This window comes from Alistipes intestinihominis (assembly GCF_040095975.1).
GTDB classification, from domain to species: domain Bacteria; phylum Bacteroidota; class Bacteroidia; order Bacteroidales; family Rikenellaceae; genus Alistipes; species Alistipes senegalensis.
This window is the reverse complement of sequence record NZ_JBBMFL010000008.1, coordinates 94,466-113,732: the sequence shown is the minus strand read 5'-3', so window position 1 is coordinate 113,732 and position 19,267 is coordinate 94,466. Positions and strand designations below refer to the sequence as shown.

Here is a 19,267-nt window from a genome sequence, read left to right as displayed (position 1 = left end):
AGCAACAAGGAGATGAACGACCAGAATAAAAACAGGAACGTGCTGTCCCGCCGGGAGTTTCTGAAAACGATAGGAGCCGCCGGCATGGCCGCGACCGGACTGACGGCCTGCGCGGGAGGCGGGAACGACGGGGCATCGGCGGCATCCGCCGCAGAGATCCCTGCGGACCGGATGACATACCGGACCAACCCGACGTCGAGCGACAAAGTGTCGCTGCTGGGATTCGGCATGATGCGTCTGCCCTCCGTCGGCGGCCGCAGCGCCCGTGAAGGGAACGAGGAAATAGATCAGGAGATGGTGAACGAACTGGTGGACTATGCCATAGCCCACGGAGTGAACTATTTCGACACGTCGCCCGCCTATTGCCGGGGCAAGTCGGAACGCGCCACCGGCATCGCCCTGAGCCGTCACCCGCGCGACAAGTACTTCATCGCCACCAAACTCTCCAACTTCGCCCCGGCCACGTGGAGCCGCGAAGCCTCCGTCGCCATGTACCGCAATTCGCTGAAAGAGTTGCAGGTGGATTACATAGACTATTTGCTGCTGCACGGCGTGGGCATGGGCGGCGGCATGGAGGAGTTCGAGAGCCGCTACGTGAAGAACGGCATCCTCGATTTCCTGCTGGAGGAACGCAGGGCGGGGCGCATCCGCAACCTCGGATTTTCGTATCACGGCGATGTCCGGGTATTCGACCATCTGCTCGCGCGGCACGACGAATACAAGTGGGATTTCGTGCAGATCCAGCTGAACTATCTGGACTGGAAATACGCCAAGCGGATCAATCCGAGGAATACCGACGCCGAATATCTTTACGGCGAACTGCGCAAACGGAACATTCCCGCCGTCATCATGGAACCGCTGCTGGGCGGCCGGCTCTCCAACGTGCCGGGCACCATCGTCGCCCGTCTCAAGCAGCGCGAGCCGGAGATGAGCGTGGCCTCGTGGGCGTTCCGTTTCGCCGGCAGCCTGCCGGGCGTGCAGACCGTGCTGAGCGGCATGACCCGCATGGAACACTTGCAGGACAACCTGCGCACCTACGCTCCGCTGAAGCCGCTGACGGAAGACGATTTCCGGTTCCTGCAAGAGACGGCCGCGCAGATGATGCGGTTCGACACCATCCCCTGCAACGACTGCAAGTACTGCATGCCCTGTCCGTACGGCCTCGACATACCCGCCATTCTGCTCCATTACAACAAGTGCCTGAACGAAGGCAACGTCCCGGAGAGTTCGCAGGATGCGAACTTCCGGAAAGCCCGGCAAGCCTTTCTGGTGGGATACGACCGCAGCGTGCCGAAACTGCGGCAGGCGAACCGGTGCATCGGCTGCAACCAGTGCAGCGTCCATTGTCCGCAGCGGATCGACATCCCGAAGGAACTGCACCGGATCGACGCATACGCGGAACGCCTGAAACAGGGAATATGAACTTGAAAAAACGACCGACAGATGAAAGACTTCATTTTCAGAAACGACACGAAACTTCTCTTCCGCAACGACATCCGGGAGACCATCCTCGAAATAGCCGAAGGCCATAAAATAATGTTCGTCCACGGCGGCGGCTCCGCCGAACGCAACGGCTGCCGCGACGATGTCGTCCGGACCCTGACCGAAAACAACATCCCCTTCGTGGAATACAGAGGCGCTTCGAGGGAGTTTCAAAAAACAGAAGAGGGAATCCGGCTGGCCAGGGCCAATGGCGTGACAATGATCATCGGCGCCGGAGGGGCCAGCGTAATGGACTGCGCCAAGCTGATGGCTTTGGGCTTCTACCACGAATCGAACCTCTGGGAATACGTGAAAGGGAGAAATCCGTACGGGCTGGAACACCTTCCGCTGGCGCTGATTCCCACTTATCCGTCCAGCGGCTCCGAAAACGGGCTGGGTGCGGTAGCCGTCGATTCGAGAACCGGAGATTTCGGAACGGCCTACGGCATCGCCGCCGACTATGCGATTCTCTGTCCCCGATATTCGCTGACCCTGGATCGGGAGATGACCGTCTACACCGGACTGGTAACGCTGGTTCAGCTGTCGGCCTGTGTCCTCGGCGACAAGAACAAAATGTCCTACGACGCGGGAATCTCCTACATCCGCAACGTCCTCGAAGCGACGCGGACCTTGCAGAAAAATCCGGACGACCTCGATGCGAGAGGCATTATCATGCTGGGAGCCTCGCTCTCCACATCGTCCCGGATAGGCATCGGGAAAGAGGAGCCTTTCGCTTACGACATCTACGAACTGGAATTTCTGCCCGAGAAACTCTTCGGCAGCACGTATCGCAGAAGCCTGACATCCATTTTTCCGCGGTTTCTCGCCGCGATGGGACGGCATCATGCCGCGGAGGTCGAAAAATACTGTCGGGATGCGTTCGGGTTCGGGTCGTCCATCGAGGAGTCGTCCCGAAAACTGATCGAACTGTTTTCCGGATTCGGAGCGGAAATGTACTTCGACGGCAAGATCTCCCGCGAACAGGTCGATAGCATCCCGTGCCGGACGGAGCTGACCCCGAACGAGGTTTTCGAATTGATGAACTCGCTGATACGGTAACGGCGAAAAACGGAGAGAAACAAAGATGTATTACAGAACATTGGGGCTCAGCGGGTTGAGAGTGTCGGCCGTGGGACTGGGCTGCATGGGCATGAGCCACGCCTACGGTGCTCCTGCCGACAAAGGCGAAATGACGGAGTTGCTCGCCGACGCCGTGGAGATGGGCTATACCTTTTTCGACACGGCCGAGATGTACGGCACGCCGGACCGGCCGCACGACAACGAAGAACTGCTGGGCGAGGCCCTGCGGCGGTTTCGGGACCGGATCGTCATCGCCACCAAATTCGGCATATCGTTCGAGTGTCCCGAAGCGGGCGGCACGCATGCCGTGATTCCCGATTCGCGTCCGGCGACCATCCGCCGCGCAGTCGAGGGGTCGCTCCGCCGTTTGCGCACAGACCGCATAGACCTCTACTACCAGCACCGCATCGACCCGAAGGTCGCACCCGAAGAGGTGGCCGGCGTAATGGCCGACCTGATCCGCGAAGGGAAAATCCTGCACTGGGGCATTTCGGAGGCCACGGAGGAGTATCTGCGCCGCGCCCATGCGGTATGTCCGGTCACGGCCGTGCAGAACCGCTACTCGATGATGGCCCGGTGGCACGAGGCGCTGTTTCCCGTGCTCGAAGAGCTGGGCGTGGGCTTCGTGGCTTTTTCGCCGCTGGCGAACGGGCTGCTGACCGACTGCTATACGGCCGACTCGACGTTCGATCCGGCGACCGACTACCGTGCCTCGATGCCCCAGTTCCGCCGGGAGAGTTTCGAGCGGAACCGCACGCTGTTCGAACTCGTCGAAGGACTGGCGGAGGAGCACCGCGCCACGCCGTCGCAGATCGCGCTGGCGTGGATGATGAACAAACGTCCGTGGATCGTGCCGATTCCCGGAACGCGCCATCTGTGCCGCCTCAAGGAGAATATCGGGGCTGCCGACATCCGCCTGACCGCCGGACAGGTGCAGGCCGTAGACGATGCCCTCGCGGCGATGCCGATGAGCGAAGTGTTCGGAGGATCGCCCGTAAAGGGATGAACCGCACTCCGTTTCGGAACGGAAACCCGGCGGCGTTCCGGTCCGAGACGGCAAGCCGTTGAAATTCCGTTGAAAACGGCAAAAACTCGCAGTCGTATCGGCGACGGCTGCGGGTTTATTGCGTATTTATTGCTATTTTTGCCTGCGAGAGACCGAACGGACAAGATGGATTATCAAAAAGATATAATCGTTATCGACAAATTGGGCGTCGTGCCGACGGATTCCGAAGTGGAATACCTGGCCCATCTGCTCTGCCTGGGCGGCACATGCCGCTACCGCTTCAACGAACGGGATTTCGAGCTGCACGCCGGCGACTTGTCGATCATCCGCAAGCGGAAACTGATCGAGAAAACAGAACCGTCGGACGATTTCCGGTGCAAGATCATCTATGCGAAACCCGGTTTCATAGATTTGTGCACGCCGCAGAGCAACTACGGCATGAAAGGCTCGCTGGCGCTGTTTCTCAACCCCGTGATGCACCTCACGCCCGAGCAGCAGATCGTCTGCCGCCGCGATTTCGACCTGCTCGAACAACGCATCGCCGATACGGAACACCGCTTTTACCACGAAACGCTCGTCAACGCCATGCAGGCGGCCATTCTCGATTTCTTCGATTTCCACGCCCGCATTTACGGCGAGAGCGACATCTCCACGCAGAACGCCTCCATCATGAACCGCTTTCTGAAGATGCTGGAAGCGGGCACCTACCGCGAACATCGGGAGGTGTCCTATTACGCCGACTGTCTGTGCGTCTCGCCGAAATACCTCTCGGAGGTCTCCAAAAAGGTCAGCGGATACGCCGCCAACTACTGGATCAACCGCTATACGATCCTCGACATCACACGTCTGCTCCGCGACAAATCGCTGACATTCGTGCAGATTTCCGATATGTTCGGCTTCTCGTCTCCGGCCTATTTCAGCCGCTACGTGCAGCAGAATTTAGGGCTCAATCCGACGGATTACCGGAAGTGATCCGCTTTCCAGGAGTTGCATAAAAGACGCCCTCCGCGCGCCCGGATGCCGGCCCGGCCGGTGCGTGAATGCCGCCACCGTCCGGACATGGACAAGCAATATTCAGGACCCGTATTTCTTCTCGAACAACGCCCTGTTGGCCTCTCCCCACGCAATCATGGCGTCGAGGATGGGCAGCAACGACCGTCCCAGTTCCGTGATGGCGTATTCCGAGCGGGGCGGCAGTTCGGGATAGATGGTTTTCGTGACCAACCCGTCGTCCGCCAACTCTTTCAGTTGCAGATCGAGCACGCGTGGCGTAGCCTCGGGCAATGCTTTGTGCAGTTCGCTCGGCCGCATGGCCGCATCGCGCAGTTCGTCCAAAATGCAGGATTTCCATTTAGAGTCGATTAAACTCATTGTCAGCCGCAAAGGGCAGCTCAAATCGACAGGTATCTTCCTTTCGTACATAACGGTTTTCTTTCTACGGCTGCAAAGATACGGATAACATTCCGCACGAACGGTACACCGAATAAATTTTCGGTATATGAATAATTTTTCGGTACTTGCGCAGTCGGATACTCCCCTCTAACTTTGCAGAAGAATTGAAAACCGAAAGTTATGAGAGCAAGTATCGAAGAGTACAAGGCGGTGGAAGCTGCCGCCATGAAATTCGTAAAAAGCGTCGCCGAGGGCGACAGCCGTTACGCAAAAGAGTTGTTCACCGAGGATGCCGTATTGTTCGGATTTCTCGACGGTGCGTTGGAGCGCGGCTCCATCGACCAGTTCTACCGCAATGTCGATTCGGTCGCCGCAGGCGATAAGTTCAAGGCGCGTATCGACGTGGTGGCGGTCGAAGAGACGCTGGCCGTCGTCCGTGTGCTGGAAGAGAGCTGGGGCGGCCGCATCGACTTCACGGATTACTTATTGCTACTGAAAATAGACGGCGAATGGCGCTGCGTGGCCAAAGCCTACAACCAGAATTCGAATACGATTCAAAAATAACGGCTCGACTAAAGTCAGGAGGACAAAAAGATGATCAAGGATTATCGGGAAATCAGAGAGGTCGTCATGCAGTATGTGAACGGCTGCGCTGCGGGCGACGTGGAACTCGCCAAAAAGGCATTTCACAAAGATGCCGTCATGTACGGCTATCTGAACGGCGAACTGTCGGCCGGAAGCATCGAAAATCTCTATGCCGCCATCGGACAGCTCGGAGCCGATGCCGGGACGAAAGCCGAAGTGGACATCCTGGAAGCGGTCGGCACGGCTGCGACGGTGCGTGTCGTGCTGGAGAACTGGCACGGGCTGTCGTTCACCGATTTTCATTCGCTGGTGAAGATCGACGGCAGGTGGACGATCGTAGCGAAGATATTCCACCAGTAAGCCGACGGGATTTCGCCATATGCAATGGCAAGGAGCGCGCCGGTCGGTGCGCTCTTTTTCGCCTGCTCCTGTCGGAAAGAGACTGCACCGCATCATACACAACCCCGACCGCGGTTCATCGGTCATATCCAGTTCGGTTCAATGACCATTGAACCGAACTGAATCTTTTATTTTTCATTGATTGTTTTGTCGCATGAAAGAAAAAACATATATTTGCGTAATCAATTACGTTTTCAACAACGATAAACGAACCGTAGGATATGGACTTTTTCGACAGAACAGGAAAAATGGCGATCGGAAGCCGTTTGCGAATGCTGACCGACCGCATTACGAACGATGCGGCGGAGATTTACCGGCTGTATGGAGTGGACATCAGGCCGAAATGGTTTCCCGTGCTCTATGCCCTCTCGGAGGGAGGGGCGAAGACCATTACGGGAATCGCCCGGGAGATCGGACAGACGCATCCGTCCGTGAGCAACATCGTGAAGGAGATGGCGGCAGGAAAACTTATCCGGGAGGTGGCGGACAAGACGGACAAGCGCCGGACGACCATCGCGCTTTCGCCGCAAGGCCGCAAAGTGTGCGGCATGCTGACGGAGGTTTGCGAGGACGTGGCTACCGCCGTCGGAGAAGTGTCGGACGCAACCCGCCACGACCTGTGGCGCGCCATCGGAGAATGGGAGGAGCAGCTCGCGCAAAAAAGCCTCCTGGAACGGGTGAAAGCGGTTCGCAGGGCACGCGAAAGCCGGGAGGTGCGAATCATCCCCTACGAACCGTGCCACCAGCCGGTGTTCCGTTCGCTGAACGAACAATGGATCACGCAGCACTGGCAGTTGGAGGAGCACGACATCGAATGTATCGACCACCCGCAGGAGAGCATCATCGACCGGGGAGGCCATATTTTCGTGGCCCTCTACCGCGGCGAGCCGGTCGGCGTCTGCGCCCTCTGCAAGATGGACGACCCGCGATACGATTACGAGCTGGCGAAACTCGCCGTCAGCCCCGGTGTACGCGGCAAGGGCATCGGTTATCAGCTTTGCAGGGCGGCGGTGGACAAGGCCCGTTCGCTCAGCGCGAAGAGTCTCTTTCTGGAAAGCAACACGCTGCTCAAACCCGCCATCCATACCTATAAAAAACTGGGATTCCGTGAACTCGCCGAATATCATCCCGCCTATGCACGGGGAGACATTCAGATGGAATTGACACTTGAATAAAAATTATGGCGGCACACACGCCTGCAAAAAAAGATCGGGATGCAGAAAATCGTAGTCAGAAAAGAAGAGGCGCTGAAACGCGAGTTCAAGGGTGTTTCGCTGGATTCGCTCGCCGTGGGCGAAAGGTCGATGGTCGCCAAGATGAATTATGTGAAAGGCAATTTCGCCACGACGCACCAGCATCCGCACGAACAGTGCGGCTATGTCATATCGGGTGAATACCGCTTGAAAGCGGAGCTTCCGGACAAGCAGATCGACGTGCTGCTCCATGCGGGCGACAGCTATGCCATACCGGGCGGCACGCCGCATTCGTTCGAGGTCATGGAAGGCGGCGAGGTGATAGATGTCTTCACGCCGCAACGGGAAGATTATCTGTAAACACTCGCTGCGGCCCGGAATCGCTTTCTGTATCTGGAGGGCGACACGCCCATCGTGCGGGTAAACACCCTCACGAAATGCGGCAGGTCGCTGAACCCGACCATGCAGCAGATTTCCGACACGTTTTTCTGCGAGTGCTTCAGCAACTCGCAAGCCGTATTCAGCCGATATTGCGTAACGAACTGCGAAAAGGTCATCCCTTTGCACCGCTTGAAGCAGGAGCAGAACGCCGAACGGTTCATCCCCACCTCCGCCGCGATGTCGTCCAAAGCAATGGGATGAACGTAGTGCTTCATCACGTATGCGCAGATCTGCTGCATCCGCCGCACGTCCCGCTCGATGCGCATCGGCTTTCCAGCGAACGCACGGTCGGAGGAGGTAAAGATGACAGGCAGCAGGCGGAGCATCGCGCTCAGACGCCCCAGTTCGTCCGATCCGTTCATTTCGGACAATGCCTTACGGATCGCCCGCGAACTTTCCGGCCCGAATCTCAGGGCATCGGTCGGAAAGGTAACACCCGCCAGCCGGTTCCTCAATTCGGGGAACGCCTCCACGCACCGCTCTATCAGCGAATGGCTGAAAGCCACCATCAGATAACGCACGCATCCGTCCTTGTCCGCGCTGCCGGGCGCATACTCCCAGCGATGGAGCATCGACGGCGGGATCAACGCCACGTCGCCCGCCGCAAAGGGCTGCAACGTATCGCCTGCCATTCGGCGGCCCCGTCCGTGAACGACGTAATACAACTCCCACGCATCGTGGCGGTGCAGCTTGGCTTCAAGGCTCGGTTCCACCCGCTGGTCGATGAAGAAAAACGAATGATTCTCCGCTTCGGGCAGTTCGTACGGTACGGCGGTATCTTCCATAAAATCCGAGAAAGTACAAATATACGACAAATATATGAAACAATAAAACAAACACAAGACAACAAAGCGGCGTAACTTTGCACCCGGAAACAAAAAACAAGACTTAAATCCCAACGTTATGGAACTGTACGAAGCACTGGAGAAACGCCGCACCTGCCGCGACTACTCCGACCGCGAGGTGAGCGATGAAATTCTGAAAAGAGTGATCGGCGCGGCATTCAAAGCCCCGACCAACGACCATCTGCGCCAGCTTGAGTTCGTCGTGGTGCGCGGACGCGAAAACATCGCCCCAATAATCGACCCGCTCGCCAAGAACATGGCTGCGTTCAAGAAGCTGGTGCATGAAGCGGATGAATCGGGCGACAAGGACAAAATGGCGATGTTCGCCGACGCCCTGCCCAAACAACAGCGTATGCTGATGCAGAGCGGGCTGCTCATTCTGCCCTTCTTCCGCCAGAAACAAAGCCCGCTGCTGAAACCCGTCGAGCAAAGTTCGCTCAACTACTTCGCATCCGCATGGTGCGCCTTGGAAAACATGCTGCTGGCCGCCACCGCCGAGGGGTTGGGAACCGTGTTCCACATTCCCGTGGGCGACGAAGCGGAAAAAATCAAGGAGATCGTAGGTGCTCCCGAAGACTACGAGTTCATCTGCCTGCTGACGATGGGCTATCCCGCCGCCGACGCATTCCGGCCCAAGCAGAAGGAAATCGACATCGGAGAGAGAATACACACGAACGTCTGGTAACGGCGGAAAGGAGCTATGCCGCTACCGGCGGCGAAATCCGGCTTCATGCCGACCCGAACAACAGAAAATAGCTGCGTCACCGAATCGTCACGCAGCTATTTCCGAACTTCGTTTTCAAAGGCGGTCCGGCCGGAACCGCCTTTTCCTCTATTCGTATTGGCCGGATTTCAGCCGCTCGACCTCCTCGCGCGTCAGGAACCGCCAGGCTCCGCGTTTGAGGTTCTTCTTCGTCAGACCCGCGTAGTAAACACGGTCGAGTTTCGTGACCGTGTAACCCAGGAACTCGAAGATGCGGCGCACGATGCGGTTGCGGCCCGAGTGGATCTCGATGCCTATCTCCTGCTTGTTCTCCTTGACATAGGAGATCTCGTCGGCGAAAATCTCGCCGTCTTCGAGCGTGACGCCCTCGGCGATACGGTCCATGTCGGCGCGCGTCAGCGGCTTGTCGAGCGTCACCTGATAGATCTTTTTCTTCCGGTACGAGGGGTGCGTGAGCTGCTTCGTGAGGTCGCCGTCGTTGGTGAACAGCAGCAATCCGAGGCTGTTTTTGTCCAGACGCCCCACGGGATAGATGCGCTCCGTGCAGGCGCCCTTCACCAACTCCATCACCGTCTTTCCGGCATGGGGATCGTCGAGCGAGGTGACATAGCCCTTGGGCTTGTTCAGCACCAGGTAGACTTTCTTTTCGCCCTGCACGCGGCTGTCGTTGAACTTCACCTCGTCGGTGGGCAGCACCTTGGTGCCCAGCACGGTGACGACCTGTCCGTTGACCGACACGAGGCCCGCCGTGATGAAGTCGTCGGCCTCGCGGCGCGAGCAGATGCCCGACTGGGCGAGGAAACGGTTCAGGCGCATTTCGCCCGTCTGCTTCACCGGATCGTATTTCGGATACGAAGCCGGCTTGTCGTCCTGTTTGCGGAATCCGCCGGGCTTATAGGGTTTGTCGCTGAATTTGCGGCCGGCGAATTTCTTGTCGCCGAATTTCTTATCCCCGAACTTCTTGGGGCCGGATTTCTTCTCCCCGAAAGCGGGTTTTTCGCCGAATGTCCGGCGGGGACGCTCCCCCTCCTCGCGGCGGGGACGGTCGGTGTCGTAACGGGGCTTATCGCCGAACGTGCGGGGTTTGTCCCCGAACGTACGGTGGGGCTTGTCGCCGTCGAAGGCGTGGCGCGGACGGTCGTTGTCATCGAAATTGCGGCGGGGACGGTCGCCCTCCTCGCGGTGCGGACGTTCGAAAAGCGGGCGGTTGTCGGCCGTGAAATGCGGGTTGTACGAAGCCCGGCGTTCGGGCTGACGGTCACGGGACGGCTGCTCCGAATCGGCAGCATCTCGCTGCAAACGCGGGCGACGCTCGACACGCTCCGCCGTAGCAATTACGGTGCGCTTGCGCTTGTCGCGTCCGAAGCGCTCGAGCACCGGGGTCGAGTCGTTTTTGGGATCTTTCATCGTTTCTGTTCTACTAATATCAAAGTGTCGGGGCAAAGATAGTGCAAGTTTCGGGGATAACAACACATTGCGTGCCCGAATTGAAGATAAAAGCGGAACCGGACCGCAAATTTGCCGCTTTTGCCTTATCTTTGCACCCGTTATGACCATGAACCGCGAAATACTGCGCATCGCGCTCCCCAATATCGTCTCGAACATCACCGTACCCCTCATGGGCATCGTCTCGACAGCCATCGCAGGGCACTGGGGCGCCGATTCCGCCGCCACGATCGGCGCGCTGGCCATCGGCGTGTCGATCTTCAACTTCATCTACTGGAACTGTTCGTTCGTCCGCATGGGCACCAGCGGCCTCACGGCCCAGGCGTTCGGAGCCGGCAACTTCCGCGAATGCACCAACATGCTGGTCCGGGCGCTGTCGGTGGCGGCCGTGATGGGCGTGCTGATGGTCCTGCTGCAATACCCGCTGGGCGAACTGGCGCTGTGGGCCATGAACGGCAGCCAGATGACCCGCGACTATTTCTACGCCCGCATCTGGGCCGTACCGGCGGGCATCATCCTCTTCGGCTTCAACGGCTGGTTCACGGGAATGCAGAACGCCGTCTTCCCGATGCTGACGGCCATCACGGTCAACGTCGTGCACATCCTTTGCAGCCTGTGGTTCGCATTCGGGATGGACATGGGCATCGTGGGCATCGCCTACGCCTCGGTCATCGCCCAATGGACGGGCGTGGGGCTCTCGTCGCTGCTGCTCACGCTCAAATACCGGCAGCTGCTCACCTCGGTCAACTGGTCCGAGGTGCTGGACTTCAAACCCCTGAAAACCTTTTTCATCATCAACCGCGACATCATCCTCCGCACGTTCTGCATCGTGGCCGTCTACACCTTCTTCACCGGGGCGTCGGCCCGCATGGGCGATCCCGCGCTGCTGGCCGTGAACACCCTGCTGTTGCAGCTGTTCACGCTCTTCTCCTACATGAACGACGGCTTCGCCTACGCCGCGGAGGCGCTCACGGGCCGGTTCATCGGCGCCCGCGACAGCGTATCGCTGCGCGACTGCCTGCGGAAGTGCATCTTCTGGGGAACGCTCGTGTCGGTGGTTTTCGTGGGCATCTACCTCGTCTGGTGGCGCGACCTGGTGGGCGTGTTCGTGGACTCCTCGGCGCCCAACGCCGCGGTGATCGAGGAGCTGGCGGGACGCTACATCGTCTGGATCATCCTGATCCCCGTCGCCTCGGCCATGCCCTTCATCATGGACGGCATCATGGTCGGAGCCACCGAAACGCGCGTCATGCGCGACTCGATGTTCTGGTCCACGGCGGCCTACTTCGCCATCTACTACGCCTGCCACCCGCTGATCGGCAACAACGCCCTCTGGCTGGCCTTCACGCTCTACATGTTCCTGCGCGGCGTGATCCAGTACTTCATGACCCGCCGTCTGAAGAGCATCCTCGCAAAAGCCGCCGCCTGACACCGCCGCCCGAAGCCGCACACACCGAATGCACACGGCAGCAATCGCCGCGTGCGCACATCTTATATCTTAATTGCCGAAACAGGTTGCATAATTCGAAAAAAAGAATTATTTTAGTGATTCCGAAAATCACACGTTATGTCCCCCAGTAATAAGGCCCCCGTTTCGCACGGCCGTCCCGCCTGCCGAAAAAGCAGGAAACATCCGATGACACCCCGAGATAAAAAAAGATAAAATTGCAATTCCGTAACATTTATTCTTGCAAGAAAAAATAGTTTTCCGGAAATTTGTGATCGTTTTTTTCATATGAGTGTTGTTCTATGTGAAAATTATTTTCTAATTTTGCGCTGTCGGGAGACTATCCGACAGGCATAGTAGAAAGTATTTTCGCACTGTCCTAAGTGGAAAATGTGGAAGTTTTTCAATAACGACGGGACAACGAACAGCACTCATTTTCTTGTTTAGATATTGTAATCAGGACATTTTCCGCCCTCCTTCTCGTATCTATACAAGTGTGGGGCGTTATCGTTTATCGTTGTTACCGGTCCTTCCACAACCATCCACTTGATAAGCAAAAACGGCTCCACACTTTCTTTTTTAATTTACGAAACCAAACCATGACTCCCCTCTGGGCCGTGAGGGGGGGGGAATTATTGCCGACCGGCGCGATGTCAGCGACTCTCCGCCGGCCGCCAAAAGACGGATTCCGTTGTGAACATACGGCTTATGAAGAAATTCATTACCCTACTGTTTCTGTTACAGGTTTCTGTGCTATCGCCCGCTCCGAATGCGATTCGGTGCGGATCTATTTCCGCCAGGGTCATTCCGTCCTCGAACCCGGCCTGCACGGGAACCGGGAAGCCCTGAAACGCATTGCCGACAACCTGCGGACCTATGCCGGCCCGACGGGCCGCCTCCGCCGCATCGAGGTCACGGGCGGCGCTTCGCCCGAAGGCTCCGTCCTGCTCAACAAGCGTCTTTCGGAAAAACGGGCGAAAGCGCTTCTCGAACATCTGTCGCGCGAGGGCGGGATACCCGACTCGCTGCTCTCGTTCACGTTCCTGGGACGCGATTGGGACGGTTTGATCCGGCTGGTCGAAAACGACCCCGGCGTACCCTGCCGGGACGCAGTGCTGGAACTCCTGCACGACATCGCCGAACGGTGCCGCGGCGGCGAAAAGGCCGAGGACGCCAATGCCGCCCGTCTGGCGCACTTCAAAGAGGGCGAACCCTACCGCTACATGTACCGGAAACTTTTCCCCGAGCTCCGGGCTACGCAGCTCTGCCTGCGCTACGAGACAACTCCCGTCAGGCAGCAGCCGATCGCGGCCGGCGTTTCGTTCCCGAAGCCCGTGCTGCGGGCCCCGGCGCCCCTCTCCGCGCCCGTTTCCGCGCCCGCCTTCGCCGGACACACGCCCCGGCCCCGGAAGCCGTTCTACATGGCGGTCAAAACCAATATGCTTTACGATGCAATTGCGGTGCCAAACATAGGAGTAGAGTTTTATGCGGGCCGCAACTGGTCCGTCGGAGCCAACTGGATGTACGCATGGTGGAAAACCGACCGCAAACACTGGTACTGGCGGACCTACGGCGGAGAGCTGAACGTCCGCAAATGGTTCGGGAAACGCGCGCAGGAAAAACCGCTGCAAGGCCATCACCTCGGCGTCTACGGACAACTCCTCACCTACGACTTCGAAACGGGCGGCCGCGGTTACATAGGCGGCAAACCCGGCGGATCGCTCTGGGACAAGGCCAACTGGGGCGCAGGCGTCGAATACGGCTATTCGCTGCCCGTCGGGCGCAGGCTCAACCTGGATTTCACCGTCGGCGCGGGCTACCTCGGAGGCGAATACTGGGAATACATTTCGCTCGAAGACTGCTACGTATGGCAGGCCACGAAGCGGCTCCGCTGGTTCGGCCCCACGAAAGCCGAAGTGTCGCTCGTGTGGCTGATCGGCCGCGGAAACTATAACAACAGGAAAGGAGGCCGGCGATGAAAACGATCCGCATAATACATCGTATGGCAGCCGCCGGTCTCGGCGCACTGCTTCTCCTCGCGGCCTGCGACCACAAGGAACTGTGCTACCAGCACCCCCACACCAGCTCCCTGCATGTCGTTTTCGATTGGCGCGAAGCCCCCGATGCGGACCCGGAAAGCATGTACGTATGGTTCTTCCCCGAGGAGGGCGGAGAACCGGTGCAATACCACCTTGCCGGCAAGGCGGGCGGAGCCGTCTCGCTGGCCGAGGGCCGCTACGACGTGCTGGCCCTGAACGGCGACACGGAAAAGATCCGGTTCGCCGATACGAAACGGCTGGACGGATTCACGGTCGGCGCAACCTCCGGTTCGCTGCTGGCCTCCATGGGCCGCGGCGGCGACAATGTGCCGCGGGCCGAAGGCACGGAGGATCAGGCCGTGCTGCTGCCGCCCGACATGGTCTACGGCGCATGCCTGCGCGGAGTGACGGTCCGCCGGGAAACAGATCAGACCATTACGCTCTACCCGAACGAAAAGGTCTGCCGCTACACGGTCGAAATCGTGCATGTGAAGAATCTCGACTACGTATCCCAGCTCAGCGGCACGCTCTCCGGCATGGCGGGCGAGATGCTGCCGGCCTCGGACCGGCTGTCGGGCCCCGCCTGCATCGTGCCCTTCGAAGTCCGGAAAACCGACGCCACCACGGTGCGGGCCGAATTCCTGACGTTCGGCCACTGCCCCGTACCCGCAATCCCCCACAAGATCGTAATCTACGGCGTCCTGACCCGCGGCACGCAGCAATACCGGGTCTACGGCGACACGGACGACCCGGTGACGCCCCAGATCCATGACGCCCCGGACCCGCGCCGCGTATTCATCCGTCTCGACGGACTCGAATTCGATCCGGCGGCCGGAAGCAGCGGCATGAACCCCACGATCGACGACTGGGGCGAAGTGAACGTCGATATCGACATGTAATTCGATCCGAAATATGACAATGAACCATTTATCAAATTTTCCGTTATGCTGAAAAAAACTCTATTGTCCATCATGGCCGCAGCGGCCATGACGGCCTGCTCGCAGGTAGAGACCACGAGCGTCAACCCCGATCCGGAAGGAACGGGCTACATCACCTTCTCGCCCGTAGTCCCCAAAGCCACGCGAGGCACGGTCACCAAAATCGACCAGCTGAAAAACCAAGGTTTCTACGTCGTCGCCTACGGTGAAAACAGCTTCTATTTCAACCGTCTGCTGGCAGAATACAAGGAGGCTGCCGACGACAACAAAGGCGCGGGATTCTATCTGCCCGGAAAATACTCGTGGCCGAGCTACGAACTGACCTTTTCCGCCTGGTATCCCCCGACGCTTCCCGCAAACGGAGGCAGCGCCACGGCCTATGACAAGGACGGCAACGTGATGGCAGGCCAGTACGTATCGCAGCCGGTATGGAGCGGGGACGGGTCCGGACTGGAGAAAGGTCAGGAAATCCGCGGATTCGTACCCGCAACGGTGCACGCCAACCAGACGGACATCGTGATCGCCCGCACCAAGGCAACTTCCGCCACCTATGGAAAGGGGCAGCCCGTGAAGCTGAATTTCCGCCACATTCTTTCGCAGGTTTCGTTCAAGGCCAAGAAGAAGAGCGGCGACCAGCTGAGAATCGAGATCAAGGAGATCGAACTGCGCAACATTCCGTCGAAAGGCAATTTCGTGTTCCGCAAGAGCAATGACTTCACTACGGACGGCAATGTGACGGAGGGCACGACGAATCCGACCCTCATTCCCGCCGACCACTGGGAGATCATCGCGCCAACGGGCTCGAACCTCACCTATGGCGACGAAGCGGGCAACAACGTCAACCTGCAACGCTACAAACACACTTTGAGTACGCCGGTCGTACTGGAACCGGTGGCAGAGGGCACGGAAGGCGATGCCGTAGAACTGCTGGGCGATGGCGGCAATATGATGCTGATTCCCCAGAACTTCTCCGGCAATTATTACAACGGCAACCCGTGGGCCTGGGCCGAAAACAGAGATGAAAAAGGCGCATATCTCGCCCTGAAAATGAAAGTTTTCCGAAAAGTCATTACGGAAGATCCGGACAACAGCTGGGTGCAGATTTTCCCCATCGCCTCCGAAGGCGACATGGAGACTGAGGACCACTACGGCTATGCGGCCGTCGGCATCGTCAGCAAGGAGGGCGCTCAGGAGTGGAAGCCGGGCTACCACTACGTCTATACGCTGAACTTCACCGACGAAGGCGTCGGCAAGCACGATCCCGAGAATCCCGAAAAAGGCGGCGACGACATCCTCGGCGACTATATCTGGTTCACGGTGACCGTCGATGACTGGATTCCGACCGACCAGACTCCCGAACTGTAACCGCGGCCGAACGCGGTTCCGAAGCGTCCGCCCCATGCGGATGCCCGTATTGGCCGGGCGGGGTTGACTCCCCCTCCCGGTCGCAGACAAGCTCCCGGCTGGGAGCGCCGCCGGACCCGGGCATGTCCCGACCGGCAAAAACGACTGTTGAAAACGAACGATATGAAAAGTATGACACGAACAGGACTCCGCATCGCCGTACTGTTTGCGGCGGGAGCCTTCGCCGGGTCCTGTACGAAAGACGCGCCGGAATCCGCCTCTGCGCCGGGCGACGGCTCGATCGGCTTCGCGGTGACGGTCCGCAACGGCTGGGACGGCCTCGGCCCGGTGCAGGGAGCCTCCACGCGCACGGGCGGCGTCCTCGCGCAGGAAGACCGCGGCTTCACGGCGGAACTGCCGGGCGGCGACCGGCAGTTCCATCTCGACGTATCGACGACCGACGGATTCGGCGCAGCACCGCATGCCGCGACCCGCGGCACGCAAACCGAAACCGACGACTTTCCCGCGTCGTTCCGGATGTGGGCTTACAGCTATACGGACACAGACGCCGCATCGTTCGACGTAATGTCCGGCGAAGAGATCGTCCTTCGGGAAAACGGCCGCTGGGAGCCTTCAGAACGGTATTACTGGCGCTGGTATGCGGGGCAGAAACTCGGATTCATCGCCTGCGTTCCCGATCCGGCCGACAACCTCACCCCACCGTCGGACCCCGCCGGATCGTTCGTTTACGAAACCGACCCCGACCTGCAAAAGCAGCAGGACCTGCTGATCGCCTCGATTGCGGGAGTCACCGGCGCGGACTACGAAAAGACGGGAGTTCCGCTCGTCTTCAAACACGTGCTCACGGCGATCCGATTCCGCGTCAGCACGACGGCCACGGGCATGGAGCTGCGCAATATCCGGTCGATTTCGCTCAGGAACGTCCGTTACAAGGGCTCCTTCCGGGTGAATGCGGCAGGCGCCGGGTCCGGAACTCCGGCGGTCGCATGGACGCTCGACCCCGCGGTCCATTCCTACACCGATGCGCTCGCGCCCGAGACCGGAGACCTCCCCGAAGACAAGGAGAATCCGGGATACGCCGAACCGGGCCACGAACTCACCGATGCCGACGGCGTATTCATGCTGCCGCCGCAGACGCTGCCCGCCGATGCACAGATCGTGATCGAATACACGCTTCCCGGCGAAGAGGAGCTGCAAACGATGACGGCCGACATCGGAGGCACCGAATGGCCCATAGGCAAAACGGTCGTCTACAACCTTTCGTCGTCGAAAATCACGACGGAGGATATTCTGGAGGTGCCGACCGACGACATCGTGCTGACTCACCGGGGCGGAACGGCGGCCTATGCCGTCCGGAGTTACCGCAAAGCGGAGCGCGTCAAGGCCGGGCAGACCGAGGAGCTTCCCCCGACGCCGCTGGCATGGTCCGCCGAATTCTCGACCGACGGCGGAAAGACCTGGACCTCCCGGTGTCCCGAATGGGTGACCGGATTCACGGATCAGGCCGAAGGCAGCGTGGAGGAGGTGAAATACGAAGCTGCGGTCGGCTCCAAGCCGATCGACGAAACGATAGACCCGAACACGTCGCTGCGGACGGCGGAGGCCGTGACGGACTACGACCTCTCCACGGCAGGCGGCACGACGCCTGTCAACACGGCCAACTGCTATGTGGTCAATGCGCCGGGCACGTACCGCTTCCCGCTGATCTACGGCAATGCGATACGCAACGGCGCAGACAACCAGGAAGCCTACGCAAAGAAAGCCGGAGAATGGGGTATGGAGCTTCCATTCTGGGACTGCGTTTCGAGAGACATCCAATCTCCGTTCATCACGTCCGACCGTACATTCAGGGCCGCGATTCTGTGGCAGGACGAGAACAATCTCGTGAAGAACGTCGGAGTATCCCCCACGCAGGGAAACATGCTCGGAAAAAACGTACAGTACATCGCTTTCGAGGTGGAGGCCGGAACGATCCGCCAGGGCAACTGCGTGATCGCCCTGTATGCCGAAGACAACGCGAACAGCACCCTTGTATGGAGCTGGCATATCTGGGTGACCGGGCAGCGGCTCGACGATTATGTCCCGGTAGAAACAGCCAATGGAACCCATTACGACTTTCTGCCCGTCAACATCGGGTGGTACAGCAACGATCTGATCGACATTTATCGACCGCGCGACGTGCAGGTGCGCATCACCCAGACGGGGCACGAGCCGCAGACGGACGGCAAGACATTCACGATTCGCCAGCAGGCATACGAAACCGCCTCCCCCGGCAGCCAGCCCTATTTCCAGTTCGGGCGCAAGGACCCGATGCCGGCCCTGAATACGGACAACAGCGACAAGACGACCTATCCGGACAGATACGAGATCGTGAACGGAAGCACCAAACTCTCAGAGGCGATACAAACTCCGTATGTGTTTTACAGCGATTCGTACGGCTGGTTCGGCGACGCCTCTTACTGGCATTTGTGGAACGCCGCAGCCAACGGGTTCGAAACGTCGGTGCGCGATTACGAAGTCGTGAAGACGATTTACGATCCCTCGCCCGTCGGATACACGGTGCCCGCCTCGGGAGCCTTCGCGTCGTTCGATGCCGCGAACACGGCAAAGGGACCGTCGGAAACCTCCGGATTCCGGAATTTCCGGTTCTACTGCTCGGCCGTGCAGCACGACGATGACCGGACGATCCTTTTCCGGGCGGTAGGACAGCGGTCCGGAAGCGGACGGGGAGAGGGAATGGGTCAGGAAACCCGTTACTGGACGGCGGTTCCGGCAACCGGAACGCGCGCGCAGGTATTCCATCTGACGGACAGGGCCGAAATGCAGACCACCGACCTCTCCGGAGCATTGCCCGTGCGCCCCGTGCGCGAGAAATGAATGTCTGC

Annotated in this window: 17 protein-coding genes; 14 read left to right on the top strand and 3 right to left on the bottom strand. The window is 59.1% G+C overall.

Translation table 11 applies throughout. The annotated features are described in order from the left end of the window. Positions 1-12 precede the first annotated feature (12 nt). The 4 genes from WMO46_RS08455 to WMO46_RS08440 all read left to right on the top strand — a co-directional run bounded on the left by WMO46_RS08455 (position 13) and on the right by WMO46_RS08440 (position 4,540). Entirely contained in the window at positions 13-1,422 is a 1,410-nt protein-coding gene (locus WMO46_RS08455; protein WP_129651982.1) for an aldo/keto reductase, read from the top strand. 21 nt (positions 1,423-1,443) lie between these two features. Then, positions 1,444-2,541, top strand: a complete 1,098-nt coding sequence (locus tag WMO46_RS08450) for an iron-containing alcohol dehydrogenase (protein ID WP_129651981.1) — start codon at positions 1,444-1,446, stop codon at positions 2,539-2,541. A gap of 25 nt (positions 2,542-2,566) precedes the next feature. Continuing rightward, positions 2,567-3,568: an aldo/keto reductase gene (locus WMO46_RS08445; protein ID WP_302588777.1), complete on the top strand. Its 1,002-nt coding sequence runs from the start codon at positions 2,567-2,569 to the stop codon at positions 3,566-3,568. 165 nt (positions 3,569-3,733) lie between these two features. Continuing rightward, positions 3,734-4,540, top strand: coding sequence for a helix-turn-helix domain-containing protein (locus WMO46_RS08440; RefSeq protein WP_349094191.1), 807 nt, complete (start codon positions 3,734-3,736; stop codon positions 4,538-4,540). A gap of 102 nt (positions 4,541-4,642) precedes the next feature. Here WMO46_RS08440 and WMO46_RS08435 read toward each other — a convergent pair whose 3' ends face one another. Further along, a complete protein-coding gene (locus tag WMO46_RS08435; protein ID WP_165357783.1) occupies positions 4,643-4,990 on the bottom strand; it encodes a winged helix-turn-helix transcriptional regulator in 348 nt (115 codons plus the stop codon). Between the two features lie 150 nt (positions 4,991-5,140). Here WMO46_RS08435 and WMO46_RS08430 point away from each other — a divergent pair, with 150 nt between their 5' ends. The 4 genes from WMO46_RS08430 to WMO46_RS08415 all read left to right on the top strand — a co-directional run bounded on the left by WMO46_RS08430 (position 5,141) and on the right by WMO46_RS08415 (position 7,497). After that, positions 5,141-5,524, top strand: coding sequence for a nuclear transport factor 2 family protein (locus WMO46_RS08430; RefSeq protein ID WP_278817296.1), 384 nt, complete (start codon positions 5,141-5,143; stop codon positions 5,522-5,524). Between the two features lie 30 nt (positions 5,525-5,554). After that, positions 5,555-5,905, top strand: a complete 351-nt coding sequence (locus WMO46_RS08425; RefSeq protein WP_019150625.1) for a nuclear transport factor 2 family protein — start codon at positions 5,555-5,557, stop codon at positions 5,903-5,905. A 287-nt stretch (positions 5,906-6,192) separates the two neighbouring features. Next, a complete protein-coding gene (locus WMO46_RS08420; RefSeq protein ID WP_349094190.1) occupies positions 6,193-7,119 on the top strand; it encodes a bifunctional helix-turn-helix transcriptional regulator/GNAT family N-acetyltransferase in 927 nt (308 codons plus the stop codon). A 39-nt stretch (positions 7,120-7,158) separates the two neighbouring features. Further along, the gene (locus tag WMO46_RS08415; RefSeq protein ID WP_019150628.1) at positions 7,159-7,497 is read left to right on the top strand and encodes a cupin domain-containing protein; all 339 of its coding nucleotides are present in this window, start codon (positions 7,159-7,161) and stop codon (positions 7,495-7,497) included. On the opposite strand, the gene WMO46_RS08410 is transcribed toward WMO46_RS08415, so the two are convergent. After that, positions 7,488-8,363: an AraC family transcriptional regulator gene (locus WMO46_RS08410; protein ID WP_349094189.1), complete on the bottom strand. Its 876-nt coding sequence runs from the start codon at positions 8,361-8,363 to the stop codon at positions 7,488-7,490. The genes WMO46_RS08415 and WMO46_RS08410 overlap by 10 nt on opposite strands. Before the next feature lie 118 nt (positions 8,364-8,481). On the opposite strand from WMO46_RS08410, the gene WMO46_RS08405 reads away from it, so the two are divergent. After that, on the top strand, positions 8,482-9,108 hold the full coding sequence (locus WMO46_RS08405) for a nitroreductase family protein (RefSeq protein WP_195497962.1): 627 nt from the start codon (positions 8,482-8,484) through the stop codon (positions 9,106-9,108). Between the two features lie 147 nt (positions 9,109-9,255). On the opposite strand, the gene WMO46_RS08400 is transcribed toward WMO46_RS08405, so the two are convergent. After that, positions 9,256-10,554 carry a pseudouridine synthase gene (locus WMO46_RS08400; RefSeq protein WP_129651974.1) on the bottom strand — a complete coding sequence of 433 codons (1,299 nt, stop codon included), beginning with the start codon at positions 10,552-10,554 and terminating at the stop codon, positions 9,256-9,258. A 142-nt stretch (positions 10,555-10,696) separates the two neighbouring features. Between WMO46_RS08400 and WMO46_RS08395 the strand changes: the two genes are divergently transcribed. From WMO46_RS08395 to WMO46_RS08375, 5 genes are all read left to right on the top strand, one after another. After that, positions 10,697-12,022 carry an MATE family efflux transporter gene (locus WMO46_RS08395; RefSeq protein ID WP_195496479.1) on the top strand — a complete coding sequence of 442 codons (1,326 nt, stop codon included), beginning with the start codon at positions 10,697-10,699 and terminating at the stop codon, positions 12,020-12,022. A gap of 734 nt (positions 12,023-12,756) precedes the next feature. Next, on the top strand, positions 12,757-14,019 hold the full coding sequence (locus WMO46_RS08390) for a DUF3575 domain-containing protein (RefSeq protein ID WP_410520087.1): 1,263 nt from the start codon (positions 12,757-12,759) through the stop codon (positions 14,017-14,019). A 23-nt stretch (positions 14,020-14,042) separates the two neighbouring features. Then, the gene (locus tag WMO46_RS08385; RefSeq protein ID WP_165357782.1) at positions 14,043-14,978 is read left to right on the top strand and encodes a DUF5119 domain-containing protein; all 936 of its coding nucleotides are present in this window, start codon (positions 14,043-14,045) and stop codon (positions 14,976-14,978) included. Positions 14,979-15,023: 45 nt separating this feature from the next. After that, positions 15,024-16,382, top strand: coding sequence for a fimbrillin family protein (locus tag WMO46_RS08380; protein ID WP_349094187.1), 1,359 nt, complete (start codon positions 15,024-15,026; stop codon positions 16,380-16,382). Between the two features lie 171 nt (positions 16,383-16,553). After that, positions 16,554-19,259 carry a fimbrillin family protein gene (locus WMO46_RS08375; RefSeq protein ID WP_349094186.1) on the top strand — a complete coding sequence of 902 codons (2,706 nt, stop codon included), beginning with the start codon at positions 16,554-16,556 and terminating at the stop codon, positions 19,257-19,259. The last annotated feature ends 8 nt before the right edge of the window (positions 19,260-19,267 follow it).